At 72.3% G+C, this 26,154-nt stretch carries 22 protein-coding genes; 12 read left to right on the top strand and 10 right to left on the bottom strand.

The window, feature by feature from the left end; translation table 11 throughout:
* Positions 1 to 64 precede the first annotated feature (64 nt).
* Positions 65 to 733, top strand: coding sequence for a hypothetical protein (locus ACFYNP_RS32810; protein ID WP_388790715.1), 669 nt, complete (start codon positions 65 to 67; stop codon positions 731 to 733).
* Here the strand turns inward: ACFYNP_RS32810 and ACFYNP_RS32805 are convergent.
* Together ACFYNP_RS32805 and ACFYNP_RS32800 are read right to left on the bottom strand one after the other, a co-directional pair.
* Entirely contained in the window at positions 708 to 1,415 is a 708-nt protein-coding gene (locus ACFYNP_RS32805) for a hypothetical protein (RefSeq protein ID WP_388790712.1), read from the bottom strand. The genes ACFYNP_RS32810 and ACFYNP_RS32805 overlap by 26 nt on opposite strands.
* A 43-nt stretch (positions 1,416 to 1,458) precedes the next feature.
* Positions 1,459 to 2,568 carry an alkene reductase gene (locus ACFYNP_RS32800; RefSeq protein WP_388790709.1) on the bottom strand — a complete coding sequence of 370 codons (1,110 nt, stop codon included), beginning with the start codon at positions 2,566 to 2,568 and terminating at the stop codon, positions 1,459 to 1,461.
* A gap of 158 nt (positions 2,569 to 2,726) precedes the next feature.
* On the opposite strand from ACFYNP_RS32800, the gene ACFYNP_RS32795 reads away from it, so the two are divergent.
* Entirely contained in the window at positions 2,727 to 3,281 is a 555-nt protein-coding gene (locus ACFYNP_RS32795) for a MarR family winged helix-turn-helix transcriptional regulator (RefSeq protein WP_388790706.1), read from the top strand.
* A gap of 48 nt (positions 3,282 to 3,329) precedes the next feature.
* On the opposite strand, the gene ACFYNP_RS32790 is transcribed toward ACFYNP_RS32795, so the two are convergent.
* From ACFYNP_RS32790 to ACFYNP_RS32775, 4 genes are all read right to left on the bottom strand, one after another.
* Positions 3,330 to 4,379: an aminotransferase class V-fold PLP-dependent enzyme gene (locus tag ACFYNP_RS32790; protein ID WP_388790702.1), complete on the bottom strand. Its 1,050-nt coding sequence runs from the start codon at positions 4,377 to 4,379 to the stop codon at positions 3,330 to 3,332.
* 108 nt (positions 4,380 to 4,487) lie between these two features.
* Entirely contained in the window at positions 4,488 to 5,201 is a 714-nt protein-coding gene (locus ACFYNP_RS32785) for a DsbA family oxidoreductase (protein ID WP_388790699.1), read from the bottom strand.
* 305 nt (positions 5,202 to 5,506) lie between these two features.
* The gene (locus tag ACFYNP_RS32780; protein WP_388419841.1) at positions 5,507 to 6,118 is read right to left on the bottom strand and encodes a DUF1349 domain-containing protein; all 612 of its coding nucleotides are present in this window, start codon (positions 6,116 to 6,118) and stop codon (positions 5,507 to 5,509) included.
* Positions 6,115 to 7,644, bottom strand: a complete 1,530-nt coding sequence (locus ACFYNP_RS32775) for an aldehyde dehydrogenase (NADP(+)) (RefSeq protein ID WP_388790696.1) — start codon at positions 7,642 to 7,644, stop codon at positions 6,115 to 6,117. The genes ACFYNP_RS32780 and ACFYNP_RS32775 overlap by 4 nt, the downstream gene beginning before the upstream one ends.
* Before the next feature lie 168 nt (positions 7,645 to 7,812).
* Here ACFYNP_RS32775 and ACFYNP_RS32770 point away from each other — a divergent pair, with 168 nt between their 5' ends.
* Both ACFYNP_RS32770 and ACFYNP_RS32765 read left to right on the top strand, forming a co-directional pair.
* On the top strand, positions 7,813 to 8,583 hold the full coding sequence (locus tag ACFYNP_RS32770; protein WP_388419845.1) for an IclR family transcriptional regulator: 771 nt from the start codon (positions 7,813 to 7,815) through the stop codon (positions 8,581 to 8,583).
* A gap of 201 nt (positions 8,584 to 8,784) precedes the next feature.
* The gene (locus tag ACFYNP_RS32765) at positions 8,785 to 10,245 is read left to right on the top strand and encodes a peptidoglycan D,D-transpeptidase FtsI family protein (RefSeq protein ID WP_388790694.1); all 1,461 of its coding nucleotides are present in this window, start codon (positions 8,785 to 8,787) and stop codon (positions 10,243 to 10,245) included.
* A 45-nt stretch (positions 10,246 to 10,290) separates the two neighbouring features.
* Here ACFYNP_RS32765 and ACFYNP_RS32760 read toward each other — a convergent pair whose 3' ends face one another.
* The 3 genes from ACFYNP_RS32760 to ACFYNP_RS32750 form a co-directional block, all read right to left on the bottom strand.
* Positions 10,291 to 11,079, bottom strand: a complete 789-nt coding sequence (locus tag ACFYNP_RS32760; protein ID WP_388790691.1) for an HAD family acid phosphatase — start codon at positions 11,077 to 11,079, stop codon at positions 10,291 to 10,293.
* Between the two features lie 371 nt (positions 11,080 to 11,450).
* The gene (locus ACFYNP_RS32755; RefSeq protein ID WP_388790689.1) at positions 11,451 to 12,638 is read right to left on the bottom strand and encodes a hypothetical protein; all 1,188 of its coding nucleotides are present in this window, start codon (positions 12,636 to 12,638) and stop codon (positions 11,451 to 11,453) included.
* Positions 12,635 to 13,579, bottom strand: a complete 945-nt coding sequence (locus ACFYNP_RS32750) for a 5-dehydro-4-deoxyglucarate dehydratase (RefSeq protein ID WP_388790687.1) — start codon at positions 13,577 to 13,579, stop codon at positions 12,635 to 12,637. The genes ACFYNP_RS32755 and ACFYNP_RS32750 overlap by 4 nt, the downstream gene beginning before the upstream one ends.
* A gap of 349 nt (positions 13,580 to 13,928) precedes the next feature.
* Here ACFYNP_RS32750 and ACFYNP_RS32745 point away from each other — a divergent pair, with 349 nt between their 5' ends.
* The 4 genes from ACFYNP_RS32745 (at position 13,929) to ACFYNP_RS32730 (ending at position 18,390) form a co-directional block, all read left to right on the top strand.
* Positions 13,929 to 14,738: an NAD-dependent epimerase/dehydratase family protein gene (locus tag ACFYNP_RS32745; protein ID WP_388790684.1), complete on the top strand. Its 810-nt coding sequence runs from the start codon at positions 13,929 to 13,931 to the stop codon at positions 14,736 to 14,738.
* Between the two features lie 218 nt (positions 14,739 to 14,956).
* Positions 14,957 to 16,174 (top strand): TerD family protein, encoded by a 1,218-nt coding sequence (locus ACFYNP_RS32740; protein WP_388790681.1) that lies wholly within the window; start codon positions 14,957 to 14,959, stop codon positions 16,172 to 16,174.
* Positions 16,175 to 16,272: 98 nt separating this feature from the next.
* The gene (locus tag ACFYNP_RS32735) at positions 16,273 to 16,824 is read left to right on the top strand and encodes a flavoprotein (protein WP_388790679.1); all 552 of its coding nucleotides are present in this window, start codon (positions 16,273 to 16,275) and stop codon (positions 16,822 to 16,824) included.
* A 348-nt stretch (positions 16,825 to 17,172) separates the two neighbouring features.
* On the top strand, positions 17,173 to 18,390 hold the full coding sequence (locus tag ACFYNP_RS32730; RefSeq protein ID WP_388419859.1) for a beta-ketoacyl-[acyl-carrier-protein] synthase family protein: 1,218 nt from the start codon (positions 17,173 to 17,175) through the stop codon (positions 18,388 to 18,390).
* Positions 18,391 to 18,650: 260 nt separating this feature from the next.
* On the opposite strand, the gene ACFYNP_RS32725 is transcribed toward ACFYNP_RS32730, so the two are convergent.
* Positions 18,651 to 20,108: a hypothetical protein gene (locus ACFYNP_RS32725; protein WP_388790677.1), complete on the bottom strand. Its 1,458-nt coding sequence runs from the start codon at positions 20,106 to 20,108 to the stop codon at positions 18,651 to 18,653.
* A gap of 310 nt (positions 20,109 to 20,418) precedes the next feature.
* On the opposite strand from ACFYNP_RS32725, the gene ACFYNP_RS32720 reads away from it, so the two are divergent.
* The 4 genes from ACFYNP_RS32720 (at position 20,419) to dapA (ending at position 25,658) form a co-directional block, all read left to right on the top strand.
* Positions 20,419 to 22,254 (top strand): endonuclease/exonuclease/phosphatase family protein, encoded by a 1,836-nt coding sequence (locus tag ACFYNP_RS32720; protein ID WP_388790674.1) that lies wholly within the window; start codon positions 20,419 to 20,421, stop codon positions 22,252 to 22,254.
* Between the two features lie 111 nt (positions 22,255 to 22,365).
* Entirely contained in the window at positions 22,366 to 22,779 is a 414-nt protein-coding gene (locus ACFYNP_RS32715; RefSeq protein WP_388790672.1) for a PPOX class F420-dependent oxidoreductase, read from the top strand.
* 333 nt (positions 22,780 to 23,112) lie between these two features.
* A complete protein-coding gene (locus ACFYNP_RS32710; RefSeq protein WP_388790669.1) occupies positions 23,113 to 24,672 on the top strand; it encodes a N,N-dimethylformamidase beta subunit family domain-containing protein in 1,560 nt (519 codons plus the stop codon).
* A gap of 77 nt (positions 24,673 to 24,749) precedes the next feature.
* Entirely contained in the window at positions 24,750 to 25,658 is a 909-nt protein-coding gene (dapA, locus tag ACFYNP_RS32705; RefSeq protein WP_388790667.1) for a 4-hydroxy-tetrahydrodipicolinate synthase, read from the top strand.
* Positions 25,659 to 26,154 lie beyond the last annotated feature (496 nt).

The following is a 26,154-nucleotide window of genomic DNA, read 5'->3' as shown; positions in this document are numbered from 1 at the left end:
CCCACTGCTCCCGGGCCGGGGACCGTAGCAACGCCTCCACGGAGATCGTTGGTACGGTCCCTCCATGTCCATGGTCGATGAACCTTCCCGAACTCCCGTCACGGCCGCCGATGTCGAGCACGCCGTGCGGCTGTCCGTGACCGCGCTGCGTGCCGGGCTCACGGCGGACTGGAGCGTGCCGGCCGGAACGCTGGAGTGGGACTGCTGGGAGACCGTCGAGCACCTCTCGGACGACCTCTTCGCCTACGCCGTGCAGATCGGCCCCGCCCAGCCCCCGCTGGACGGCGAGGTGCCGTACCTGTGGGAGGCCAGGCGTCCGGGCGGGCCCCGGAATTCCGTACACGCGGACCGCGCCGCGGGGCCTGCCGGTCTCCTTCAGACGCTGGAGGCGAGCGGCGCCCTGCTCACCGCGATGGTGCGCACCACCTCGCCCGAGGTGCGGGCGTACCACAGCTTCGGCATCTCGGACCCGGAGGGGTTCGGCGCGATGGGCATCGTGGAGACGCTGCTGCACACGCATGACGTGGCCGAGGGGCTCGGACTGGCCTGGACTCCGCCGGCCGGTCTGTGCGAGCGGGTGCTGGACCGGCTCTTCCGGGACGTGCCGCAGGACCCGGACCGCTGGCGGGTCCTGCTGTGGGCCACCGGCCGGGCGGATCTGCCGGGGCGGCCCCGTCCGGAGAAGTGGCGCTGGTACGGCGAGCCGCTCAGTTCGGGCGCAGCCACACCCTGAGCGGGCCGGCCGGGGTGAAGCCCGCGCGCAGGGCGGCGGTCAGGTCGTCGCCGCTCTCGTAGCCGACGACCTCGCGGCCCGGCCACAGTCGGGCGACGGTGGCGAGGCAGCCTGCCCAGGCCGCGTCCTGGTCGCCGTCGACGGCGTACAGGTTGGAGATTCCCACGACGTCCCCGCTCCGGCTGGCGACGGCTCCCGCGGTCACCTCTCCTCGCTCGTCGCGGTCCACCAGGAAGGTGTGACCGGGGTCGGCGAGCAGCGCGGGCGGGAAGAGGCCTTCGCTGCCGCCGTCGGACCACGCCCGCTCCCATGCGGTCAACTCGCCCTCACTGTCGATGAGTTGCCAGCCCCTGCCGGTGACCGCGGGGGCCGCGTGACGGATCCACCGCGCCTCGAAGAGGACCTCGAAGCCGGCGTCGCTCAGATCGAGCGCCGCGAAGCTGTCCTTCACCGAGGCGCCGGGTGCGGTGAGGTCGATGCGGCCGAGGATGTCACCGGGCGAGGCCTCGGGGGTGAGCGTCACCGCGTCGGGATAGTAGAGCGGGGTGCGGCGCGGACTGGTCCAGGCGTACGGGCCCGTCTCCCCGGTGATGCCGTGTGCGCGGCAGAGGGCGGCACACCAGTCGGCGTTGTTGCGGGCGGCCGCGCGCGCCTGCGGGGTCGTGTCGCTGCTCGTGGTCACGGCCCGATCCTGACTTGCCCGGCCGGGCCTCGACCAGCGGATTTCACGCGTCGAGCGGAGCGGGGACGTCGAGCGGGGCGGAGGCGTCGAGCGTCGGGTAGTCGAGGTAGCCGCGATCGTCGCCGCCGAAGAAGGTCGACGGGTCGGGTGCGTTGAAGGGGCCGCCCGCACGCAGCCGGGCCGGCAGGTCCGGGTTGGCGAGGAAGAGCGCGCCGTAGGAGATGACGTCGGCGGTGCCGTCCTCGATCAGGCCGAGCGCGTCCGGCCCGGTGGGTCCTTCGGTGGCCGCGTTGAGGACGAACACGCCGGAGAACGCCTTGCGCAGCCGGAGCGTCAACGCGCGCTGTTCCGGAGCGACTTCGAGGAGGTGCAGATAGGCGAGACCGAGCGGTTCGAGGGCGGCCACGAGCGCGGTGTAGACCGGCTCGGGCTCGGGCTCCACGGTGCCGTTGTACGGGTTGCCGGGCGAGAGCCGGATCGCGGTGCGCTGGGGGCCGATCTCGGCGGCCACGGCCTTCGTCACCTCGACGGCGAACCGGATGTGCCCCTCGACGGACCCGCCCCAACCGTCCACGCGCACATTGGAGTTGGGCGCGAGGAACTGGTGGATGAGGTATCCGTTCGCGCCGTGCAGCTCGACACCGTCGAAGCCGGCCTCGATCGCGTTGCGCGCGGCGGCCGCGAAGTCGCCGATGGTGACCTGGATCTGGTCCTCGCTGAGCGCCTGCGGGGTGACGAAGGGCTTGGGCCCCTCGTGCGTGAAGACCTGCCCCTCGGCGGCCACGGCGGACGGCCCCACGTTGATCAGGTCGCCGGGCAGCAGATCGGGGTGCCCGATCCGGCCCGCGTGCATCAGCTGGGCGAAGATCCGGCCACCCTTGGCATGTACGGCGTCGGTGACCTTGCGCCAGGCCGCGATCTGCTCGTCGCTGTGCAGGCCCGGGGTGTCGGGGTAGCCCTGTCCGACCACGGAGGGCTGGATGCCCTCCGTGATGAGCAGCCCGGCGGAGGCGCGCTGGGCGTAGTACTCGGCGGTCGAGGCGGTGGGCGAATTGCCCGGCCCGGTGGCGCGGCTACGCGTCATGGGGGCCAGGGCGATGCGGTTGGCGAGCGGGGTGCCGGCCAGGTCGATCGGGTCGAAAGCGGTGGTCACAGCGGCCTCCAAGGAGACGGGAAGGGAGACGGGAGGGAGAGGCGTGAGGGGGAGTGTGCAACCGACGCGGCCGACCCCGAGGGTTATGTGGTCGGCCAAGTATCGGCTCGGAAAGCCACTGTAACTCATTACTTGGCCGACCAAGGTAATCTTGTCGCATGACCTCCGACGACCCTGCCTGTACCGACCACCCCCATCTGCCGAGCGCGGCCCGCGGCGGCCCGTTCAGCCATGCGGTCTCCCGGGTGGCCCGGCTGCACCGCATCGCCGCGGGCCGTCAGCTGCGCTCCATCGGGCTCTACCCGGGGCAGGAGTTCCTGATGATGCACCTGTGGGACGCGGGGGCGGCGCGCCAGTCCGAGCTGATCAAGCTGCTGGAGCTCGACCCGTCGACGGTCACCAAGATGCTCCAGCGCCTGGAGCAGGCCGGCTACGTGCGGCGCAGCCCCGACCCGAAGGACCGGCGCGCCTCGCTGGTCGAGGCGACCGACGACGGCTGCGTACTGCACGAGCGCGTGAAGCAGGCCTGGACGGACCTGGAGGAGCAGACCCTCGCGGGCCTGGACGCGGCCGAACGGACGGAGCTGGCAAGGCTGTTGGGGAAGGTGGAGGCCAACCTGTGCCGCTCGGCGGGCACCCCGGCCGACTGCGAGGGCGAACCGCCCTGTACGAGCGAGCCCACCTGCGCCGGCGAGCCCACCTGCGGGGAGTGACGGCGCGCGTCCGGCCGGGGCGCCAACTCCCCCGGCCGGACGGGCACTTCAGCGAGTGGGCAGCAGTTCGAGGAGCCGGTCCACGTCCTCGGCCGAGCTGTACAGATGGAAGGCCGCGCGCAGATGGCCGGCGCGGTTGGAGAGCTCGACGCCCGCGCGGCTCAGCTCCTCCTGGTGGTGGCCGAGGCCCGGGACCGCCACGATCGCCGATCCGGGTGCGGCCACCGGCTCGTGGCCGAGCGGACCGAGCCCGGCACGGAAGCGGTCGGCGAGCGCGGTGTTGTGCGCGTGGATGCGCTCGATGCCCAACTCCTCGACGAGGGCCAGCGAATGGCGGGCCCCGGTGTACGAGAACAGCGCCGGGCTCTCGTCGAACCGCCGTGCGGAACGGGCGAGTTCATCGATGGGGCCGTAGCAGGCGTCCCAAGGGTGTTCGCCCGCCACCCAGCCCGCGAAGATCGGGTTCAGGTCGCCGAGGTCGTCGGGGACGGTGAGGAAGGCGACCCCGCGCGGGGCGGTCAGCCATTTGAAGCCGACCGTCACCGTGTAGTCGTACGCCCCGGCGTCGACCGGGTACCAGCCCGCGCCCTGGGACACGTCGATCAGGGTCCGGGCGCCGTGGGCGCGGGCGGCCTCGCGGATCGCGGCGAGGTCCGCGATGCGGCCGTCGGCGGACTGCACCGCGCTGACCGCGACCAGGGCGGTGCCCGGCCGCACCGCCTCGGCGAGCCGCTCCAGGGGAGCGGTGCGCACCTTCAGGTCCCGGCGCATGTGGAACGGGTTCACCACGGAGCTGAAGTCGGCCTCGGCGACGAGGACTTCGGCGCCCTCGGGCAGGGAGGCGGCGACAAGGCCGGTATACACGGCGACGGAGGCGCCGGTCGCCACCCGCCGCACGGGCACGCCGACGAGCCGGGCGTAGGTGGCGCGGGCCGCCTCCACATCGCCGAACATGTCGGTCGGCCGGCCCGCCGCCGATGCGGCCACGGCTTCACCCATGGCCGCCACGGTCCGGGCCGGCAGCAGCCCGGTGCTCGCGGTGTTGAGGTAGGTGGTCTGCGGCGCGAACTCGCCGCGCGCGAGGGAGTCCAGTTCCATGGCTCCACCCTGAATCCCCGACAACCCCAAGTCAATTGGGCAAAATTGCCGGATACCCCTAAGCGATGCTTATGAAAAGCCGCCCAGGGGCCGAGCCGACGGTACGGATCAGCGCGGAACCTCGCACCCTTCCGGCCCACAGGCCTCCGCGTCGCCCTCGACGGTCTTGAGGGCCGGCGCCGGGGTGCGCTCCCGCCAGGCCTGCTCAAGCGCATGGGTGAAGACCTCGGCGGGCTGGCCGCCGGAGATCCCGTACTTCCGGTCGATCACGAAGAACGGGACGGCGTTGGCACCGAGCTCGGCCGCCTCGCGCTCGTCGGCGCGCACCTCGTCGGCGTACGCGCTCTCGTCGGCGAGGACCGTACGGACCTCGGCCTCTTCGAGCCCCGCCTCGACCGCGATCGCGACCAGGACCTCGGCGTCGAAGACGGAACGCTCCTCGGCGAAGTTCGCCCGGTAGGCGAGGTCGAGCAGCTCGCTCTGGCGGCCGCGCGCCTTGGCCAGGTGCAGGACGCGGTGGATGTCGAAGGTGTTGCCGTGATCACGCCCGTCCGCGAGGTAGCCGAGCCCCTCGGCGTGCGCGTTGGACGCCACGTTGGCCTCCATCGCCCGGGCCTCCTCCAGGCTGCGCCCGTACTTCTTGGCCAGCATCGGGATCACCGGGGCGACATCGCCCTTGGGCCGGCTCGGGTCGAGCTCGAAGGAGCGGTGGACCACCTCGACACCGCCCCCGTGGGCGAACTCCGCCAGGCCCTTCTCGAAGCGGGCCTTGCCGATGTAGCACCACGGGCAGGCGATGTCGCTCCAGATCTCGACGCGCATGTCACTTCTCTCAGTTTGTTGAAGGTCGTACGTTCCCGTCAACGCGCGCACCTTCCGCCCCATTCCCGCCCGGCCCGCCGCAGGGGTCAGGCCGCCGTCGCGAGCCTGCCGAAGGTGGCGCGGCAGGCACTCGGGGTCAGGCCGCTGCGGCGAGCGCGGCGGGCACGCGGGGAGTCCGCGCCGCCCAGGCCGCCGGCTCCGGCGATCTGGTCCCCGGGTGTCCGCGCACACCTCCCCGCGCAGCCCCGCACGGTCCGCGGCCGGAGTGAACCGCCCGGAGGGCTGCGGGAAGGGGCGGGGTGGGGTCAGCTGCCGTCCCGCAGGTCCTTCGGCGCGTATCCCCGGAACTCGACGGAGTCGAAGGCCACCCCGCACCCCTCGCCCGTGGGCGACTGCGCGAGGAACCCGACCCGCGCCACCGCGCTCTCCTGCGCCGTGCCGAGCGCGAAGACCCGTACGAACACCCAGCGTTCACCGTCCACGGACGCGTGGAAGGCGAACGCCTTGCCCGTCCGGGTGATGCGGAGCCAGACGCTGTCCCCCTCCACCTCCCAGGAGTTCGCGTCGTCCGACAGACCCCGGGTGACAACCGTGCAGATGGTCGGCCGCCGCGGCGAGAGCTCCAGGCAGAGCTTGGCCCACTGCCGCTCCCCCACGTGGACGTAGAGGACCCCCGCGTCGAAGGGCGCCTCGAAGCCGACGGTGGCCCGCGCGATCAGCTGGAAGTCGCCCTCGGGGGCGGCCCCGAGCAGCCGGGGCGCGTCGGCGGCGGGCTCCAGGTCCTCCCCGGCAGGCGGCACGAAACGGTCCTGGCGGGCCCCGGCCCGTACCGAGAGGACACCGTCGTCGTACGTCCAGTCCGCCTCGGGCCCGAACGGCTCCAGCGGGAAGGGGAGTTCGGGCAGGCGCACGGTCATGCGGGGGTTCCGTTCACTCGGCGGGGCAGACCCAGCGGGTTGTCGTCGCGCAGCTCGGGCGGCAGCAGGGCCTGGGGGGTGCTCTGGTACGTGACCGGCCGCAGCCAGCGCTCGATGGCGGTGGCGCCGACCGAGGTGGCGGTGGAGGTGGCCGCCGGGTAGGGGCCGCCGTGGTGCTGGGCGGGGGCGACCGCGACTCCGGTGGGCCAGCCGTCGACCAGGACGCGCCCCGCCAACTGCGCCAATTCCAGTAGGAGTTGGCCGCCGACCCCCTCGCCTTCCGCCTCCGCCGCGGAGAGCTGGAGCGTGGCCGTGAGGTTGCCCGGCAGCCGCGAGAGCACCGCGCCCACCTCGGACTCGTCCGCGTACCGGGCCACGACGGTGACCGGCCCGAAGCACTCCTCCAGGAGCAGGTCGTGCGCGCCCGCCGCCGCGAGCGAGGCGGCCGGGACGGTCAAGTAGCCGCCGCTGACGGTGTGTTCGCCGCCCGCCCCGGCCGTGACCGGCGCCTCGACGCCGGGCAGCGCGGCCCGCTCGGCGACCCCGGCGACGAACGCGTCCCGCATCCGGTGGTCGAGCATGACCCCCGCGTCGGTCTCGCAGACGGCCGCGGTCAGTGACTTGAGCAGGGCGTCGCCGGCCGCCCCCGCCGGGACCAGAACGAAGCCGGGCTTGGTGCAGAACTGGCCGACACCCATGGTCATCGAGGCGCCGAGCCCCGCCCCGATCGCCTCGCCGCGCTCCTCGGCGGCGGCCCGCGTCACCACGACCGGGTTGAGCGAGCCGAGCTCGCCGTGGAAGGGGATGGGCACGGGCCGCGCCGCCGCCGCGTCGAACAGGGCCCGCCCGCCGCGCACGGACCCGGTGAACCCGGCGGCCGACACCAGAGGGTGGCGGACCAGCTCGACACCGGCCGTGAAGCCGTGCACCAGGACCACGACGTCCTCGGGCAGCCCGGACCGGACGGCGGCCCGGCGCAGCAGCGAGACACACAGCTCGGAGGTCGCCGGGTGGTCGGGGTGCGCCTTGACGACGACCGGACAGCCGGCCGCGAGGGCGCTCGCCGTGTCGCCGCCCGGCACGGAGAAGGCGAGCGGGAAGTTGGAGGCCGCGTAGACGGCGACCACGCCGAGCGGGATCTTGACGCGCCGGAGGTCGGGCCAGGGCGGGGTGCGGGACGGGTCCGCGTGGTCGATCCGTATGTCGAGGAAGGAGCCCTCCTCGACGGCCTCCGCGAACGCCCTCAACTGGGCGGTGGTGCGCGCGAGTTCACCGGTGAGCCGGACCGGCCCCAGGGCGGTCTCGGCGTCGGCGGCCTCCACGACGTGCTCGGCGGAGGCGTCCAGGAGGTCGGCCGCGGCCCGCAGGAACCCGGCGCGTACGCTCAGGTCGGCCAGCGCCCCGCAGGTGGCCCGGGCGGCCCGGACCGCCTGGTCGACCTCTTCGGGCGTGGCTTCGACCGCAACCTCTTCACGCGGCTTCCCCGTTCGGGGGTCGACACTCCAGACTGGTGCTGCTGCGCTCACCGCAAGTCCTTCCGCTGCCCGGTCCGCCACTGCTCGGTCCGCTCCTGCCGCCCATCAGAACTTGTTCGGTATTCTGAACAGAGTTCCCGATGCTGAATATGCTGGGACTCTATTAACGGGTGTTCCGCCTTGGCAAGAAGCCGGGGCGAGAAGGAGCGGGGTGCTGGGATGTCGGCTGCCGATGCAGGCGGAGCACAGGTCAAGTCCGCGGTGCGGACCGTCGAGTTGCTGGAGTATTTCGCGGGCCGTCCCGGAATGCACTCCCTCGCCGCGGTCCAGGAGGCGGTGGGCTACCCCAAGTCCAGCCTGTACATGCTGCTCCGCACCCTGGTGGAGCTCGGCTGGGTGGAGACGGACGCCACGGGCACCCGGTACGGCATCGGCGTACGGGCTCTCCTCGTGGGCACCTCCTACATCGACGGCGACGAGGTGGTGGCGGCGGCCCGCCCGACCCTGGACCGCCTCTCGGACGACACCACCGAGACGATCCACCTCGCCCGGCTCGACGGCACGAACGTGGTCTACCTCGCCACCCGCCAGTCCCAGCACTATCTGCGCCCCTTCACCCGGGTCGGGCGGCGCCTGCCCGCCCACTCGACCTCGCTCGGCAAGGCGCTGCTCGCCACGCACAGCGACGAGCAGGTGCGCAAGCTCCTCCCGGAGACGCTCCAGCAGCTCACCGAGCACACCATCACGGACCGCGAGAAGCTCATCGAGGAGCTGCACCTCGTGCGCGAGCAGGGCTACGCCGTGGACCGCGAGGAGAACACGCTGGGCCTGCGCTGCTTCGGCGTCGCGATCCCGTACCGCACCCCGGCCCGTGACGCGATCAGCTGCTCGGTACCGGTGGCCCGCCTCACTCCCGCCCACGAACAGATGGTGAAGGACGCCCTGTTCGACGCGAGGGACCGCCTGACCCTGGCAACCCGCCGCCTCTGAGCCCCCGGCCCCTTGAAGGGGCGCGGGTGGCATCTGCGCGGCTCCACCACGGCGGACGCGAATGCTGGGCTCCGGCTCACCCGCAGCGGCGCGGGGGCGACGGTTCCCCCTACGGCCCGATGAGGACGGCCCGATGAAGGTTTCCTGAGAAACCCGGACAACCGGAACTCCACGCTCTGCCCCGTCCGTCCTGCATACGGGATGAACAAGACAATCAGGCGCGCCTCGGTCTTCTGTCTGCTGATGGTGCTCGCCCTCCTCGGTCGAGCCACCTATGTGCAGTTCTACAAAGGCCAGGCCCTCGCGGACGACAAGCTGAACCGGCGGAACACCATCGCGGAGTACTCGCAGCCGCTCGGGGACATCATCGTGGCCGGATCCCCGGTCACCGGATCGGAAAGGACGAAGAGCGGCGACCTCGCCTACCAGCGCAGCTACAAGGACGGACCGATGTACGCGCCCGTCACCGGCTTCGCCTCGCAGGTGTTCGGGTCGACCCAGCTGGAGGGGATCTACTCCAAGGTCTTCGACGGCAGCGACCCGCGCATGCAGAACCCCTTCGACGCGCTCACCCGGCAGCGGGCGCCCGGCGGCGACGTGCTGACCACCATCGACCCCGCGGTGCAGAAGGCCGGGTACCAGGCGCTCGGCGACAAGGAGGGCGCGGCCGTCGCGATGGACCCGAAGACCGGCCGCATTCTCGGCATGGTCTCCACGCCGTCGTACGACCCGTCGAAGATCGCGGGGTCTTCCTCGGCGGCCGGCGACGCGTGGAAGCAGCTGTCCGAGGACAAGAGCCAGCCGATGCTCAACCGGGCGCTGCGCCAGCCGCTGGCGCCGGGCTCCACGTTCAAGCTGGTGGTGGCGTCGGCGGCGCTTGAGAACGGCCTCTACCCGGACATCGACGCGAAGACCGACAGCCCCAACCCGTACCGGATGCCGGGCACGACGACGGACCTGCGCAACGAGTCGGCGTCCGCGCCCTGCGAGAACGCCTCGATCCGTACCGCGCTCGAATACTCCTGCAACAACGTCTTCGGCAAGATGGCCGTGGACCTGGGCCAGGACAAGGTGCGGGCGATGGCCGAGAAGTTCGGCTTCAACGACTCCTCGCTGGACGTGCCGGTGCGCGCCTCGGCGAGTGTGTACCCGAAGAACATGGACAAGTCGTCGACCGCGTTGTCCGGCATCGGCCAGTTCGATGTGACGGCGACCCCGATGCAGATGGCGATGGTGTCCGCGGCCATAGCGAACGACGGGGTCATGTCCTCGCCGCACATGGTGTCCAAGGTGACGGACTCCAAGGGGAGCACGCTCCAGTCCTACCCGGACTCGGACGGCAAGAGGATCATGTCGTCGAAGACGGCCCAGCAGATGCACGACGCCATGATCTCGGTGGTCACGGACGGCACCGGCTCCAACGCGAAAATCGGCGGCCTGGAGGTCGGCGCGAAGACGGGCACGGCCCAGCACGGGGTGGACAACTCCAAGACGCCCTACGCCTGGTTCACCTCGTTCGCCAAGGATCCGAAGACCGGCAAGCAGGTCGCGGTGGCCGTGGTCATCCAGGACTCCGACGCCGAGCGCTCCGAGGTCAGCGGCAACGGCCTGGCGGGCCCGGTCGCCCAGGCGATGATGAAGGCGGCGCTGGCTTCGCAGTGACGCGAGGGGCCCGGTCCGGGGCGCGCGCCCCGGACCGGAGGGGGCTTACGGCAGGAAGTACATCGGGTTCGGGAGCTTGTAGGTGGTGTCGGCGTGGCCGCCCGAGAGGTCGGTGTACTGGTCGCCGAGGTTGGCCACGATGCGGTAGCCGAGCGACTCGATGTGCTTGCGGGTGCCGGCCTTGTAGTCGACCGTCGAGCAGGTCCAGGTGGGCTTGGCGCAGCCCAGGTACGCCGGCGGGTTGGCCTTGTCCTTGAGGAAGAAGTGGGCGGGGTCGACCGGCACGTCGTAGCCGGCCCTGGTCAGGTTGACGGCGCTCGCGGTGCGCTGCAAGGCGTCGCGTCCGGTGAGGAAGAAGACGGTGACGCCGTTCTTGGCGGCGTAGTTGACGAGCTCCGGCATGCCGAACACGGCGATGGAACGGGCGCTCTGCACGTACGCGTCGAACGCGGCGGCGTTGTAGGCGAAGCCGTTCTTCTTCTCGTAGTCGTAGGTGAGCAGCGTGGTGTCGTCGACGTCGAGCACGATGGCGGGCTTGCGGCCGTCCCGCCCGGGGTGCTCGGCGGCGTGCTTGATCTGCCGCTTGGCGCGGGCCTCGATGTTCGCGACCTGCTTGGCGTAGTTGCTCTTGGGCGACGCCTGGAAGTTCCCCGAGGCGTCGGCCGTGCCGCCGTAGTACGCGTTGATCTTGTCCTCGACCTTGGTGACGTTGGGGATCTCGCGGTCCGACTTGGGCACGGAGTTGTCGGCGGAGGCCGCGCCGACGCCATAGGCGGCGACGCCGGTGAGGGCGAGGGCGGCGGTGGTGGCGGCGGCTTTGGTGAGAATGCGCATGGGCGCTTGTCTACGCGCATCACACGCGTCCCGCCAGGGCGGATGCGGGAATCTTTGCCGCACCGTGTCCTACCCGGGGTAGCCCCCGCCCGCCTCTCCGGACCCTCCGGGGGTGGGTGGACTTCCGGGGCTGCGCACCGGGCCCGTTGATGCGGCTGCGGACCGTACGTGGCCGGTCGCGCGGTTTCCCGCGCTCCTGAAGGCGCTGGTACGGGCAGACTTCAGCGCGGCCGGCGGCCGAGGACGAGCACTCTCCGGCCGCGAACGGCGGTGCAGGGGGGCGGAGCCCCAGCAGGGCGTCGGGGCGCAGCCCCAGGTGCCGCTTCACCCCCGGAGGGGCGGGAAGGGGCCGGGCGGGGGGCAAAGAAGGGCTACCCCACCACCCCCGCCTTCCGGACCGCCTCAAGATCCGCGTCCGACGCCAACCCCGCGTGATACAGCCGGAGTTCCGTTGCCCCCACCCCCACCGCCCGAGCCACGTCCTGCGCCAAGGACAGGGGCCGACCCCCCATCCCCGACACCACCGTGAGGTTGGCCGCAAGAACGGACCCCACCGAACCCGCCACCCCTACCGAACCCGCTGACCCCGCTGACCCCACCGACCCCACCGCCGCGAACGGCTCAAGCAGCTCCGGCCCGCCCGTACACGGCACCACCACCCCATCGGCCAGGCCGAGGACGTGCTCAGCGTCCACCCCCACGTTCGCCCCGCTCCGCGACGGCCGGGGGTCCGCGTGCAGCAGCACCTGGAACCCCGCGGCGCCCCGGCTCCGTACCGCCGCCACGGCCGCCTCCTGGAGCGCCCGCGCCGCCGCCGTACGGAAGCCCAGCGTCGCCGCGAGCAGCTCGGCGCCGGGCGTGCCGACCGTCCCGCCCCGCCACGCCGGCTCCAACGCCCACCGCACCCGCGCCCTCAACTCGTGCGCATCGAGGCCGAGTTCACCGTAACCCTGTGCGCACGAGGGGCAGAAGCAGAGCGACATCAAGTACTGAGCGGTGTCGTCGAGGGCCACGCCCGCGAGCTTGTCGTGGGCGTGCGGATGCGCGAGGCCGTACCAGCCGCACGACTCCAGCTCGGTGCCGCGCGCCCCCGGCCGCACCGCCGCCTCCGCCGCGAGGGCGACGAGGAGCGCGCGCACCCGGGGTTGCGCGATGCACGGCGCCCACGGGTAGCGGTCGCCGTACGCGTTGACGACCGAGGTCCCGGGATGCTCGGCGCCGAGCCGGGAGTTGTGGGCGAGCACCACCCAGGAGTGGACGTCGAGCCCGGCCGCCGCAAGGGCCTCCGCGGCCTGGCCGAACGCGTCACCCGGCGCCCAGGAACCGGCCGCGTACGGCGTCAACTCCCGCCCCCGCCAGTACGGTTCGCCCGGCGGATACAGCACCGACGCATACTCGGCGGTGACGATGCGGTGCTTCGGGTGACGGGGCGTCAGGGCCCGGGTCGAGTGGTAGGCGGAGGCGAGCGTCACCTGACGGACGCCGAGGTCGGCGATACGGGCCGGGGCGTCGGGATCCCCGAGGACGTCCCAGGGGTAGAGGAAGGCGGAAGTCCTCACTCGCCGACCCCGGACGCGAGTAGCGCACGCCCGCGCTCGATCAGGACGGCCAGCTGCTCGACATGGCCTGCCTCGGGCTCGCTCAGGGGCGGCCGGACTCCGCCGACGTCCAGGCCGCCCAGCCGCACCCCCGCCTTGACCAGCGAGACGGCGTACCCCCGCCCCTGGTTGCGGAGTTCGACCAGCGGCACGAAGAAGCGGTCGAGCAGGCGGTTGGCCAGCGCGTCGTCGCCGGATTCGAGGGCCCGGTGGAAGGCGAGCGCGATGTCGGGTGCGAAGCAGAAGACGGCGGACGAGTAGAGGGTGATGCCGATGCCCCGGTAGGCGAGGCCGGTGAGTTCGGCGGTGGGCAGCCCGTTGAAGTACAACGGGTTCAGACCCGCCGAGCGTACGGCGCTGACGATCCGCTGCATCAGATCGAGGTCGCCCAGGCCGTCCTTGAACCCGATGATCCCGTCGACGCGGGCGAGCGCGACGGCGGTCCCGGGGGTGAGCACCGCGTTGTCGCGCTGGTAGACGATGACGTCGAGCGAGGTCGCCGCCGCCAGCTCGGAGTAGTGGTCGAACAGGCCCGCCTGGTCGGCGACCACGAGATAGGGCGGCATCGCGAGCAGCCCGTCGGCCCCGGCCTCCTCCGCGAGCCGGGCGTACTGGACGGCGAGCGCGGTCCCGTACCCGGCGCCCGCGACCACCGGCACGCGACCCGCGCTCTCCTCCACCGCCGCGGCGACGCACGCCCGGAACTCCTGCGGGGTCAGGGCATGGAACTCCCCCGTGCCGCAGCAGGCGAACACGGCGGCCGCGCCGGCCTCGATGCCGCCCCGCACATGGGCACGGAAGGTGTCGAGGTCGAGGCCGCCGTCCGTCCCGTACGCGGTCACGGGGAAGAACAGCGGTCCGCCGACCTGAGTGAGTCGGGCGGCGAGCGGGGCTGAGATCACGGGCTGCTCCCTGGGCAAGGACCGTCGGGTCCCTGGGCAAGGACCGCCGGGCTGAAACCGTCGCGCGGCGCCGTGTGGCGCGTCCGGCCTCACGCGACGTGCACAATTCTGACTGTCGTCCACATCTCTGAACCTCTCTACGCTAAGCCCCCGCCCCGGCGGCGGTCAAGGTCAACAGCCGTGGCGCACAAGCGGATTGACGCCCCCGGTGTGACACTTGACTCGGCAGGGCGGGGCTCCCTAGCGTGTCCACCCATGTGAATGATGTCCATGGATGTATCGCTCGGGTGGCTGTTGCGCCGTGCCGGCCCGAGCTCCGTCCGGACGGCCCCGCACCCGAGGAGAGCCCATGCCCAGGCCCCGCACCCTCCTGCTCACCGGCGCCGCCGGGGGGCTCGGCACCCTGATGCGGGGGCTGCTCCCTTCGTACGGATACGACCTGCGGCTCCTGGACGTACTGCCCGTCCACGGCGAGCCGGAGGCGATCACCGCCGACCTCGCCGACAAGGGCGCCCTGTGCGAGGCGGTTCGCGGGGTCGACGCGGTGCTCCATCTGGCGGGGATCTCGCTGGAGTCGTCCTTCGACAAAATCCTCCGGGCCAACATCGAGGGCACGTACCACCTCTACGAGGCCGCGCGCGAGGAGGGCGTGCGCCGGATCGTGTTCGCCTCGTCCAACCACGCGGTCGGCTTCACGCCCCGCCCGCAGGGCGCGGACCCGCTGATTCCGGTCGGTGTCCCACACCGCCCCGACACGTTCTACGGCCTGTCCAAGGCCTTCGGCGAGGACCTGGCCCAGTTCTACTGGGACAAGCACGGTCTGGAGAGTGTCTCGGTCCGCATCGGCTCGTGTTTCCCGGAGCCCACGTCTGTCCGGATGCTGTCGATCTGGCTGAGCCCGGGCGACGCGGCGCGCCTGTTCGACGCCGCGCTGACGGCCGAGGCCGTCGGACACACCGTGGTCTACGGCTCGTCCGCCAACACCCGCCTGTGGTGGGACCTTTCGTCGGCGCGGGCACTCGGCTACGAGCCCCGTGACGACTCCGAGCAGTATGCCGAGAAGCTCGTCGCCGAGCAGGGCGCACTCGACCCGGCCAAGCCGGAGGGCGCCCGCCTCGGCGGGGAGTTCACCACCAACCCACCGATGTGGCCGCACTGACGCGGGGCCCCGGCGCGAGGGGGTGCGGTCGGGGTTCAGCGAGCCCCGTCGCGCCCGGTGAGGTCCAGCGGACTCCATCGTGCGCGCGGCGAGGTACAGCGAGGTCCAGCGAGCTCCATCGTGCGCGCTGAGGTTCGTCGAAGGTCGAAGTTCGTCTTGCTCTACGAGGTTCATCGAGGTTCAAGGAACCGTAAAGCGGCGCCGCTCGTTTCCGGGGCATGACCGCAATGACCCCTGGCTCGAACCTCCCGCTCCCGACCACCCGTGTGACGGTCGACGTGGCTGCCCCCGTGCGGCTCGACGTCTCGGGCCTGCTGCTCACCGCAGACGGCAAGGTGCGCTCGGACGACGACTTCATCTTCTACAACCAGCCGCAGGGCCCCGGCGTGACCTACCGCTCGGGCGGCGGCACAGCGCCCGACGCGATCGTGGTGGACACCGCGGCCGTGCCGCCCGGCATCGAGAAGATCGTGGTGACCGCGAGTCCGGACGCCGCGGGCCAGACGTTCCAGGGCATCGAGCCCACCGCCACCCTGCGCAGCGGGGACGACGGCGCTGTGATCGCCTCCTTCACGCCGCCCCAGCTGGGCACCGAGACGGTCCTGGTGGTCATGGAGATCTATCTGCGCGGCGGTGCCTGGAAGGCGCGCGCGGTGGGTCAGGGATACGCCAACGGCCTCGCCGGGATCGCCACCGACTTCGGGGTCTCGGTCGAGGAGCAGCCCGCGGCGGCCCCGGCCGCTCCCGCGATGCCGGCCGCCCCGCCAGTTGCCGACCCCCGCCTCGCCGCCCCGGCCCCGGCAGCCCCTGCGGCACCGGCAGCCCCGGCCACGCCCGCACCCGCACCCGCAGGCACCGGGAAGATCAACCTGGACAAGGGCCGGGTCAACCTCCAGAAGAACCAGACGGTGTCCCTGGTCAAGGGCGGTCGTCCGCTGCTCTCCCAGGTGAAGATGGGCCTGGGCTGGGAGCCCGCCTTCCGCGGCAAGGACATCGACCTGGACGCCTCGGTGATCGCCTACGGCCCGCAGCGCAACCATCTGGACAGCTGCTACTTCGGCAAGCTCTCCATCCTGGGCGGCGCGATCAAGCATTCCGGGGACAACCTGACGGGTGAGGGCGCGGGCGACGACGAGGTGATCGTGGTCGACCTCGGCCGCATCCCGGCGGAGGCCACGGGCCTGGTCTTCACCGTCAACTCGTTCTCCGGCCAGAAGTTCACGGAGGTCGCCAAGGCGTACTGCCGTCTGATCGACGCGACGAGCGGCGAGGAGCTGGTCCGCTTCGACCTGACGGGCGCGGAGCCGCAGACGGGGGTCATGATGGCGAAGCTGATCCGGCAGTTCTCCGGCGAATGGGAGATGACGGCGCTCGGCTCCTTCGTGAAGTCCCGCACGGCACGGGGCATGGTGAAGCCGGGGGCGGAGGCGCTCTAGCGCGGTAGCCGGGGTAGCCAGGGACAGCCAGAGTGGTGGGGGCTCAACGCCCCGAATCCCTTGAATTCGGGGCAAGTCGTATGTGATCCACTGGGCGCATGACGATACGACGCACCCTGTATCTGTTCTGTTCGGCCGCCTCTCCGGTGTTCGATGTCGCCCGGGTCATCGAGGAGGCTCAGGCGGACGGCTGGGACGTCTGCCTGGGGTTGACCCCCACCGCGGCGGATTGGCTGGCCGGGTCCCTGGACGGTTTGGCGGTGCTGACCGGGCACCCGGTACGCAGTCAGTACAAGCTGCCCGGGGACCCGGACGTCTGGCCGCCCGCGGACGTGATCCTGTTCGCTCCGGCCACGTTCAACACCGTCAACTCCTGGGCACTCGGGCTGACTTCGAACTTCGTCGTGGGCGTCGTCGCGGAGGGCGTCGGCAAGGGGATCCCGATGGTGGCGATGCCGTGCGTGAACGCCGCGTACGTCCGGCATCCCCAGTTCGAGCAGTCGGTGGCGGTGCTGCGTGGGGCCGGGGTGACGGTGCTGTACGGCGAGGGCGGGTTCGTGCCGCACGCTCCGGGCGGTCAGCGTTCGGAGGCCTATCCGTGGCGGCTCGCGCTGAACGCGGTGTCCATGCTGGGCACTCCTGAGCCGTGAGCCCGGCCAAGCTCCCGGTGCTCCACCCCAGACCCCCATCGCGCTGCGGCGGGCGCGACCAACACACTCCGGCTCAGCTACAGGGCGCGGCCAACACACTCCGGGTCACCTACAGGGGCGCGCGGAACCGCGCGACGAGCCGCCCACTGCCCGCAGCCGAAGAAGTCCCCGGAGGCCACGCGGCAGAGCCGCGGAGTGTCACAGCGGGAGGGGGCGGGACGGGGGGAAACCGCGACCAGTCACCTACCGCACTCGACCCGCACCTGTGAGAACCCCACAACACCCTCCGGACAAATCGCTGCACCCGCCCCCTCCCCACCTCGGCCCGCCCCCTGACAGGGTCGAGGCATGAGCGATCTTGCAGAAGTACTCGTCACCGGCCTCGGCGCGATCACCCCGCTCGGCGCGGATACCGGCTCCACCTGGGCGGGGATGCTGGAGGGAACCTCCGGAGTCACGCTGATCGAGGAGGAGTGGGCGGCCGGGTCGCCGGTCCGGGTGGCGGCCGGGCTGGCCGCGGACCCGCTGTCGATCCTCGCCCGCGTCGAGGCCCGCAAGCTTGACCGTTGTGAACAACTCGCGATGATCGCCTCCCGCGAGGCCTGGCGGGACGCGGGCGCCCCCGAGGTCGCCCCGGAGCGGCTCGCGGTGGTGATCGGCACCGGTACCGGCGGCGTGCTGACCACGCTCGGCCAGGACGACACGTTCGAGCGGAGCGGGGCCCGGCGGCTCTCCCCGTACGCCGTGCCGATGCTGATGCCGAACGGCCCCGCCGCCTGGGTGTCGATGGAGCTCGGCGCGCAGGGCGGGGCCCGGACCCCGGTCAGCGCCTGCGCGTCCGGCGCCGAGGCCATCGCGATGGGCCTGGACCTGATCCGGGCGGGGCGCGCCGACGTGGTGGTGGCCGGCGGCACCGAGGCGTGTCTGCACCCCTTCACCATCGCCGCGTTCGCGCAGATGAAGGCCCTCTCGACCCGGGACGGCGACCCCGCCGCGGTGTCCCGGCCCTTCGACGCGGACCGCAGCGGGTTCGTGATGGGCGAGGGCGCGGGCCTGGTCGTCCTGGAGCGGGCCGGGTTCGCGCGGGCGCGGGGAGCCCGCGTGTACGGCTCGGTGGCGGGCGCGGCCGTGACGTCCAGCGCGGACCACATCACGGCTTCGGACGTGGCCGGGCAGGTCCGGGCGATCGAATCGGCTCTGCGGGACGCCCAGTTGAGCGCCTCGGACATCGGCGTGGTGCACGCGCACGCCACGTCCACGCCGTCGGGCGACCTGGCCGAGGCGGAGGCGGTGGCCAAGGCGATCGGCACGCGCCCGGTGGTCACGGCGACCAAGTCGATGACCGGGCACATGCTGGGCGCGTCCGGCGCGGTGGGCGCGATCGCGGCGCTGCTCGCCCTGCGCGACGGCACCGTACCCGCCACCCGCAACCTGGACCGCCTCGACCCCGCGGTCACCCTCGATGTGGTGGCGGGCGAGAACCGCCGGGGCTCCTGGGACGCGGCGCTCGCCAACTCCTTCGGGTTCGGCGGGCACAACGTGAGCCTGGTGCTCGGCCGCGCCTGATGCCCCGCCTCCGGGGGCCGTGCCTGACGCCCCCGGCCCGTGTCTGACTTACCCGCCACTGCCCGGGGCCGGGCGTGACTCCCCCGGCCCGCCCCCTCGCGGACACGCCCCGCCGCGTTCACGGTCGCGCCCCCAAACACCCCGGCCCCCGACCGGAGGCATCGGGGGACCGGGGAAAAGCGACCGCGCGCGAGAGGGGATGGCAGCCCGCCCGCAGGGCGGCAAGCCGCGCGCGGGCGGGCTACCGCGCAGGGGCGGGATCAGACGCGGGAGCGGGCCTTGAAGGCCGCCTTGCGCGCTTCCTTGGCCGTGGACTTGTCGGGGTGGAGGCGGCCCATCGCCTCCAGGACGTCCGCGGTCGCGGGGTGCTCCACCCGCCAGGCCGCGTCGAAGAACCCGCTGTGCTGGCCGACCAGTCCCTCGACGAGTTCCTGGAGCTCCTCCAGGTCGCCCTCCACCGCGAGTTGGGCGGCGATGGTGTCGATGGCCAGCCAGAAGATCATCGCCTCGGAGGGCGGCGGCACGTCGACGGCCCCGTGCTCGGCGAGCCAGACCCGGGCCAGGCCGCCGAGTTCGGGGTCGGGCAGGACCTGGCGCACGGCGGGTTCGGCGGAGGCGCCGGTGAGGGCGAGTGCCTGCTGGCAGTGCAGCCGGCGCAGCGGGCCGCCCGCGTCGTCGCCCCGGGCCGCGGCGAGCAACTCGCCCGCCGCGTCGGCCGGTTGGCGCCGGGCCAGCCACTGCTCGGTCTCGGCGCGGGCCGAGAGCTCGGGGAAGTAGGCGATGCCGTCGAGCAGCGCGTCGGCGCCCTTGTCGGCCAGGTCGCCGACGGCCGGAGCGTCCACCCCCGCCTCCAGCATCCGGGCGCGGACCCCGTAGAGGCCGAGCGGGGTCAGCCGGACCATGCCGTAGCGGGCCACGTCCTCGTCGTCGACGGGCGGGGCCGGCTCGTCGCCGACCTCGGCCATCAGGGCCTCGTCGACGGGCTCGTACTCGACCAGGCCGATCGGCTCCAGCAGCCGGAACTGGTCGTCCAGCCGCATCATCGCGTCGGAGACCTGCTCCAGGATGTCGTCGGTGGGCTCGCCCATGTCGTCGGGGACGATCATCGAGGCGGCGAGCGCGGGCAGCGGCACCGGCCCTTCGGGGGCGCCGCCCTCGCTGACGGTGAGCAGGTAGAGGTTGCCGAGGACGCCCTCCAGGAAGTCGGCCTCCTCCTCCGGGTCCCACTCCAGGCGCTCGAAGTCGATCTCACCGTCCTCGCCGACCAGGTCGGCGAAGTCGTCGATCATCGGGGCGGTGGCGTCGGCGAAGACCACGTCGAAGGCGTCGAGCCAGATGGCGAGCACATCCGAGGGCGATCCGGCGGTGAGCACGCCGAGGTTCTCGCCCACGGAGGCGGTGCCCTCGCCGTCCTCGTCCTCGTCGCCGGCGGCCTCGGGGGCGTCCTGGACGTCCACGAGGCCGGTGTCGACCGCGACCCGCCAGGCCTCGCTCGCGTAGGCCGGGCCGTCCTGGTCGTCGGCCAGCCCGAGTTCGGCGGCGGCCGCGGGCAGCTGCTCCTCGACGAGTTCGCCGCCCGCGCCGACCCGGGTGTCGGGTCCCGCCCAGCGGGCGAGCCGCACGGCGCGGGCGATGAGCGGGGCGGACAGCGCGTCCCGGGCCAGCTCCGCCTCGGAGTTCAGCCGAACCGGCGGCAGGGTGGGGCGGTCTCCGGACATCTGGGGGTACTCCTCGGCCGTACGGTCTGGGTGCTCTGGTCGCGCTGGGTCGGCGGTGTCGAGCGGCACCCAGCGTAGACGCATTTCACCGGGTTTCGCTGCGCCGCCCGTACGCACCCGGCCCGCGCACCGTCCGGCACGCTCCGGCCGCGACTCTTCCCGTGGGCCTCCCCCAGGGGTTCATCTACCCGTCGGTAGTCGTCTACCCGTCACCTCTTGACAACTCCCCTTGCCAGACAAGAGATTGACGCGCGTAGAACCGCACCGCCGCAAGCACGCCCCCTTCCCTCATCACCCTCGGAGTACCTGAATGCCCGTTCCCAGAACCGCCGCCGTGTCCGCCGTGGTCGCCGCCGCGCTCGCCGCCGGCCTGGTCTGTGCCGCCTCCTCGCAGGCCGCCCCCGCCGCCCCCGTGCCGGCGAAGATCCACGACATCCAGGGCACCACCCGGATATCCCCGCTGGCGGGCCAGCAGGTCACCGGCGTGACCGGGGTCGTCACCGGGGTGCGCACCTACGGGTCCTCCAAGGGCTTCTGGTTCCAGGACACCCAGCCCGACAAGAACCCGGCGACCAGCGAGGGCGTCTTCGTCTTCACCGGCTCCAACCCGACGGTCGCCGTGGGCGACGCGGTGGAGGTGTCGGCCACCGTCACCGAGTACGTGCCCGGCGGCCTGTCCTCGGGCAACCAGTCGGTGACCGAGCTGTCCAAGCCGACCGTCACGGTCGTCTCCTCGGGCAACGCCGTGCCCGCCCCGGTCGTCATCACCGCCCGCTCGGTGCCCGACCGCTACACGCCCAACGGCGACCCGGCGGCCGGCAACAGCGTCAACGGCCTGACCCTCCGGCCGAAGAAGTACGCCACGGACTACTACGAGTCCCTGGAGGGCATGAACGTCCGCATCGGCACCTCGCGGGTGGTCGGCGCCACCGACCCGTACTCCGAGCTGTGGGTCACGGTGAAGCCGCAGGAGAACCGCACGGCGCGCGGCGGTTCGCTGTACTCCTCGTACAACGACCAGAACACCGGGCGGCTCCAGATCCAGAGCCTGATCCCGACGGCGCAGCAGCCCTTCCCCACCGCGAACGTCGGCGACACCCTGACCGGCAGCACCGAAGGCCCGCTGGACTTCAACCAGTTCGGCGGCTACACGATCACCGCGCGCACGCTCGGCACGGTCAAGGACAACGGCCTCAAGCGGGAGGTGACCCGCAAGCAGCGCACCGGCGAGCTGGCGGTGGCCACGTACAACGTGGAGAACCTGGACCCGACCGACCCGCAGTCCAAGTTCGACGCGCTGGCGCAGGGCGTGGTGACCAACCTCGCCTCGCCGGACATCGTGGCCCTGGAGGAGATCCAGGACAACAACGGCGCGAAGAACGACGGCACGGTGGACGCCTCGGCGACCGTGAAGAAGTTCACGGACGCGATCGTCGCGGCGGGCGGCCCGGCCTACCAGTGGCGTTCGATCGACCCGGAGAACAACAAGGACGGCGGCGAGCCCGGGGGCAACATCCGCCAGGGCTTCCTGTTCAACCCGGCGCGGGTCTCCTTCACCGACCGGCCCGGCGGCGACTACAAGACCGCCGTCGGCGTCACCGGCACCAAGGGCCACCCGGCCCTGACCCTCTCCCCCGGCCGGATCGACCCGTCGAACGCGGCCTGGGCGGACAGCCGCAAGCCACTGGCCGGCGAGTTCGTGTTCCGGGGGAAGACGGTCTTCGTGATCGCGAACCACTTCGCCTCGAAGGGCGGCGACGAGAGCCTGGTCTCGCAGCACCAGCCGGTACCGCGCTCCTCGGAGGCCAAGCGGCTCCAGCAGGCGCAGGCCGTCAACGCCTTCGTGAAGCAGCTGCTCGCGGTCGACAAGCACGCGGACGTCCTGGCCGTCGGCGACATCAACGACTTCGACTTCTCGGGCACGACCAAGGCCCTTGAGGACGGCGGCGCGCTGCGCTCGGCCTACCGCACGCTGCCCAAGAAGGAGCGCTACTCCTACGTCTACCAGGGCAACACCCAGGTCCTCGACCAGGTCCTGACGAGCCCCGCGATCCGTGGCTTCGACTACGACAGCGTGCACATCAACGCGGAGTTCGCGAACCAGACCAGCGACCACGACCCGCAGATCATCCGCTTCCACCCGTAGCGGTACGCGCTGGGAGCCGGGGACATCGCGCATGCCGACGTCCCCCGCTCCCAGCGGAAGGATGCCCTCCAACTCCCCTCCCTCCATTCGGCGTTGATAGCGTCCAGGCCCATGACGACCAAGATCCCGAACGACACCGCCTCCGTGATCCCCGCCGACCACGAGGACCTGCTGACCCGCCCCCTCTTCGTGCACCTCGCGACCAAGGGCCCGAACGGCTCCCCGCACGTCAACCCCGTCTGGCAGCAGTGGGACGGCGAGTTCCTGCGCTTCACCACGACGACCACGCGCCGCAAGTACAAGAACGTCGTCGCCGATCCCCACGTCTCCCTCTCGGTCAACGACCCCGACCAGCCCTACCGGTATCTGGAGGTCCGGGGCACGGTCGAGCGGATCGAGCCCGACCCGACGGGCGCGTTCTTCGACGTCCTGGCCAAGCGGTACGGCCTGGAGTACGAGGGCCCCCTGGACGACGCCGAGCGCCGGGTGATCCTGGTCGTACGCCCGGAGCGCACCACCTCGTAGCGCTCCGGGCGGGCCGGGCCCACACCAGGTTGCCGCCGCGGCCCCGGGCGGGCCGGGCTCACACCAGGTTGCCGCCGCCGTCCACGAACAGCACCTCCGTCCGGGCTCGCGGCCGCGAGGTCGTCGTGCGGGACGAAGCGGGTGGTGCCGGCGCCGATGCCCGAGGAGGAGCCGGTGACGAGGGCGACCCGCGCTGCGCTCATACTGCTGTTTTCCCCACGTGCGGTCTTCGGCCGCGCCCGCCGGAGATCACGCCACGGCCCGGCCCGGCCCCCGCACGCTGGATCCTCCACGGGATCCTTCCGGGGCCGGACGGCAGAGCGGAGTGGTGCGATGGACCGCGCGGCATGGAGTCGCAGGGCCTTTCTCGGAGCGGCCGGAGCGGCCGGCGCGGCCGCGGCGGCGGGAGCGGCGGGCTGCGCACCCGGCGCGCATCCGGGCGGCGACGATGCCTCCCGCTCGTCCGCCCCGAAGCCGCCACCGAAGGAGAACGACCGCCCCGGCGACGCGAGTTGGCGCCTCACCCGGCGGGGCGCCGAGCACGAGGTGGAGGGCTACGCGGACCGTACGAGCGTGGCGCCCGGCGACCCGTTCCGCCTCCATGTCCACACCACCGCGAAGACGTTCCGCGCCGAGGCTTTCCGGATGGGCTGGTACGGCGGGACCCTGGCCCGCAAGGTGTGGGAGTCGGGGCCGCTGAAGGGCACGCGTCAGCCGGCCGCGAAGGTCGAGCCGACGACGTATACGGTGTCGGCCGACTGGCCGGCCACCACCGAAGTCCCCACCAAGGACTGGCCCGAGGGGTCCTATCTGATCCTTCTCACCGCGGACAGCGGCGGCCAGCGCTACGTTCCGGTCACCGTGAGGTCGGCCGCCACCCAAGGCCGGGTCGTGATCGTCAACGCGGTGGCGACCTGGCAGGCGTACAACGAATGGGGCGGCCACAGCCTCTACAACGGGCCGACCGGCGACGACGCGGACCGCTCGCGCGCGGTGAGCTGCGACCGCCCCTACCACGAGGACGGCGACGGCCTGTTCCTCACGTACGAGCAGCCGGTGGTGGCGCTTGCGGAGAAGCTGGGCCTGCCCCTGGCGTACGTGACGAACATGGACATCGACGAGGATCCGCACCTGCTCGACGGAGCAACTGCCGTGCTCTCCCTGGGACATGACGAATACTGGACGCAGCTCATGCGGGACCGGGTGACGGCGGCACGCGACCGGGGCACGAACGTGGCCTTCCTCGGCGCGAACGCCTGCTTCCGCCGGATACGCCTGGAGCAGACCGCGCTCGGCGAGCGGCGCCTGGTCGTCTGCTACAAGAACGACTGGCCCAGGGACCCGGGCCGCCGCGAGGGCGAACCCCCGACGACCAACTTCCGCGAGCCGCCGCACGCCCAGCCGGAGAATGCCCTGACCGGCACGCTGTACGAGTCGAACCCGACCACCGCCGACTATGTGGTCACCTCGCCCGGCCACTGGCTGTTCGAGGGCACGGGGGTGCGGCAGGGCTCGACGTTCCCCGGCTTGGTGGGCACGGAGTACGACCGGGCGAACGGGATCGGGACGACCCCGCGCCCGATGGAGGTCATATCCCACTCGCCCCTGACCTGCCGGGGTATCCACTCCTTCGCCAACTCCGCTTACTACACGGTGGGTTCAGGGGCCGGCGTGTTCAGCACGGGCACGATGCGGTGGGTGCAGTCGACCGCGGGCCGGGGCGGGCACGGCATCGACGCGACGACGGCGAGCTTCACGTCGAGAGTGACCGAGAACCTGTTGCGCGCCTTCGCCGCGGGGCCGGCCGGGCGCACGCACCCGGCGAAGGACAACCTCGACACGTTCCACCCGTACGCCGGGGACCCGACCTGGTCGAAGCGGAACCTGTGGTGACCCTTGAGCGATGCTGAAGGGAACCGCAACCCAAACTAAGTAGACGTAAACCGTCACGCACGGCAACACTCGGCGGCATGACGACATCACGCCCACCCGGCCCGCCGCCGCGCCCGTTCGGGCGCGCCCTGTGCGCCATGGTCACGCCGTTCACCCCGTCGTACGAGCTCGACCTCCCGGCCGCGCAGGAGCTGGCCGTGCGCCTGGTGGAGGACGGGTGCGACGGACTGGTCCTGAACGGCACGACCGGGGAGTCGCCGACGACCTCCGACGAGGAGAAGACCGCACTCGTACGGGCCGTGGCGGAGGCGGTCGGCGACCGTGCCGCGGTCGTGGCGGGGGTGGGCAGCGCGTCCACCGCGCACACCGCCGCACTGGCCGGAGCGGCCGAACGGGCGGGCGCGGACGGCCTGTTGGTGGTGACCCCCTACTACAGCCGGCCCCCGCAGGCCGCCGTGGAGGCGCACTTCCGTACGGTGGCCGACGCGACGGGGCTGCCGGTGATGCTGTACGACATCCCCGGCCGCACGGGGACGCGGATCGAGGTGGACACGATGCTGAGGCTCGCGGAACACGGGCGCATCGTGGCCGTGAAGGACTGCGCGTACGACCTGCTGGGCTCGACCAAGGTCATGGGCCGTACGGCGCTCGCGTACTACTCGGGGTGCGAGGAGCTGAACCTGCCGCTGTACGCGGTGGGCGGAGCGGGGTATGTGAGCACGGTCGCGAACGTGGCGCCGCGGGCGGTGCGGGGGGTGCTCGACGCGTACGACGCGGGTGCGGCGGCCGAGGCGGCCCGCCTCAACCAACTCGCCCTGCCCCTGGTCGAGTTGATGATGGCCTCGGGCCTGCCGGGTGCCGTCACCGCGAAGGCGCTCCTGAACCTTCCGGTCAGGGGCCCCTTGCAGGAAGCGAGCGAAGAGGCCACCGCGCGCCTCCGCTCTGCCCTGTCCGCCCTGTCCCCCGTGCCCGCCCCACCGGGGTGACCTCGGGCCCGGCGCCTGGGCTCTGCCCCGGACCCCGGTTCTTGGCCCCTCCCCACCCCTTCCCGCAACCCTCCGGGGGTGAAAAGGGCGCACGAGGCCACTCCGGGCTCCGCCCGGGGCCCGCGGGTTCGGCCGGGGGCCGTGCGGGTGGGGCTTGGGGCCGTGGGTTCGGCCGGGGCCGTGCGGGTGGGGTCCGAGCGCGGCTGGGACGCGGGCCCCCTGGTTCGGCCGCGGGCCCGTACGTGGCTGGGACCCGGGCCCCTGCTTCGGCTGCGAGCCGTGCGTGGCTTCTCGCGCAGTTCCCCGCGCCCCTCAACCCCGTTTCCGTCCGCGGACCGTGCCCGCTTCTCGCGCAGTTCCCCGCGCCCCTAAAAGCCTCGGTGCGGGCCAGCACCGGGCACTTCAGCCCGTCCGGCGTTTGAGGACGAGCGCCCTTAAGGCGCGATACGGGGTCCGGGGCGGAGCCCCGAACCGGGGGTGCAGGGGGCGCAGCCCC

It is taken from the genome of Streptomyces sp. NPDC006691, from assembly GCF_042869955.1.
Lineage (GTDB): Bacteria > Actinomycetota > Actinomycetes > Streptomycetales > Streptomycetaceae > Streptomyces.
Note: the sequence above shows the minus strand (reverse complement) of the source record. Positions and strands in the feature narration are given on the sequence as shown.

What these genes read in the sequence shown, in the direction of transcription:
- ACFYNP_RS32810 (WP_388790715.1), top strand. Translation starts at nt 65, where the DNA reads ATGTCCATGGTCGATGAACCTTCCCGAACTCCCGTCACGGCCGCCGAT.
- ACFYNP_RS32795 (WP_388790706.1), top strand. Translation starts at nt 2,727, where the DNA reads ATGACCTCCGACGACCCTGCCTGTACCGACCACCCCCATCTGCCGAGC.
- ACFYNP_RS32790 (WP_388790702.1), bottom strand. Translation starts at nt 4,379, where the DNA reads ATGGAACTGGACTCCCTCGCGCGCGGCGAGTTCGCGCCGCAGACCACC.
- ACFYNP_RS32785 (WP_388790699.1), bottom strand. Translation starts at nt 5,201, where the DNA reads ATGCGCGTCGAGATCTGGAGCGACATCGCCTGCCCGTGGTGCTACATC.
- ACFYNP_RS32780 (WP_388419841.1), bottom strand. Translation starts at nt 6,118, where the DNA reads ATGACCGTGCGCCTGCCCGAACTCCCCTTCCCGCTGGAGCCGTTCGGG.
- ACFYNP_RS32770 (WP_388419845.1), top strand. Translation starts at nt 7,813, where the DNA reads ATGTCGGCTGCCGATGCAGGCGGAGCACAGGTCAAGTCCGCGGTGCGG.
- ACFYNP_RS32765 (WP_388790694.1), top strand. Translation starts at nt 8,785, where the DNA reads ATGAACAAGACAATCAGGCGCGCCTCGGTCTTCTGTCTGCTGATGGTG.
- ACFYNP_RS32760 (WP_388790691.1), bottom strand. Translation starts at nt 11,079, where the DNA reads ATGCGCATTCTCACCAAAGCCGCCGCCACCACCGCCGCCCTCGCCCTC.
- ACFYNP_RS32745 (WP_388790684.1), top strand. Translation starts at nt 13,929, where the DNA reads ATGCCCAGGCCCCGCACCCTCCTGCTCACCGGCGCCGCCGGGGGGCTC.
- ACFYNP_RS32740 (WP_388790681.1), top strand. Translation starts at nt 14,957, where the DNA reads ATGACCGCAATGACCCCTGGCTCGAACCTCCCGCTCCCGACCACCCGT.
- ACFYNP_RS32735 (WP_388790679.1), top strand. Translation starts at nt 16,273, where the DNA reads ATGACGATACGACGCACCCTGTATCTGTTCTGTTCGGCCGCCTCTCCG.
- ACFYNP_RS32730 (WP_388419859.1), top strand. Translation starts at nt 17,173, where the DNA reads ATGAGCGATCTTGCAGAAGTACTCGTCACCGGCCTCGGCGCGATCACC.
- ACFYNP_RS32725 (WP_388790677.1), bottom strand. Translation starts at nt 20,108, where the DNA reads ATGTCCGGAGACCGCCCCACCCTGCCGCCGGTTCGGCTGAACTCCGAG.
- ACFYNP_RS32720 (WP_388790674.1), top strand. Translation starts at nt 20,419, where the DNA reads ATGCCCGTTCCCAGAACCGCCGCCGTGTCCGCCGTGGTCGCCGCCGCG.
- ACFYNP_RS32715 (WP_388790672.1), top strand. Translation starts at nt 22,366, where the DNA reads ATGACGACCAAGATCCCGAACGACACCGCCTCCGTGATCCCCGCCGAC.
- ACFYNP_RS32710 (WP_388790669.1), top strand. Translation starts at nt 23,113, where the DNA reads ATGGACCGCGCGGCATGGAGTCGCAGGGCCTTTCTCGGAGCGGCCGGA.
- dapA (WP_388790667.1), top strand. Translation starts at nt 24,750, where the DNA reads ATGACGACATCACGCCCACCCGGCCCGCCGCCGCGCCCGTTCGGGCGC.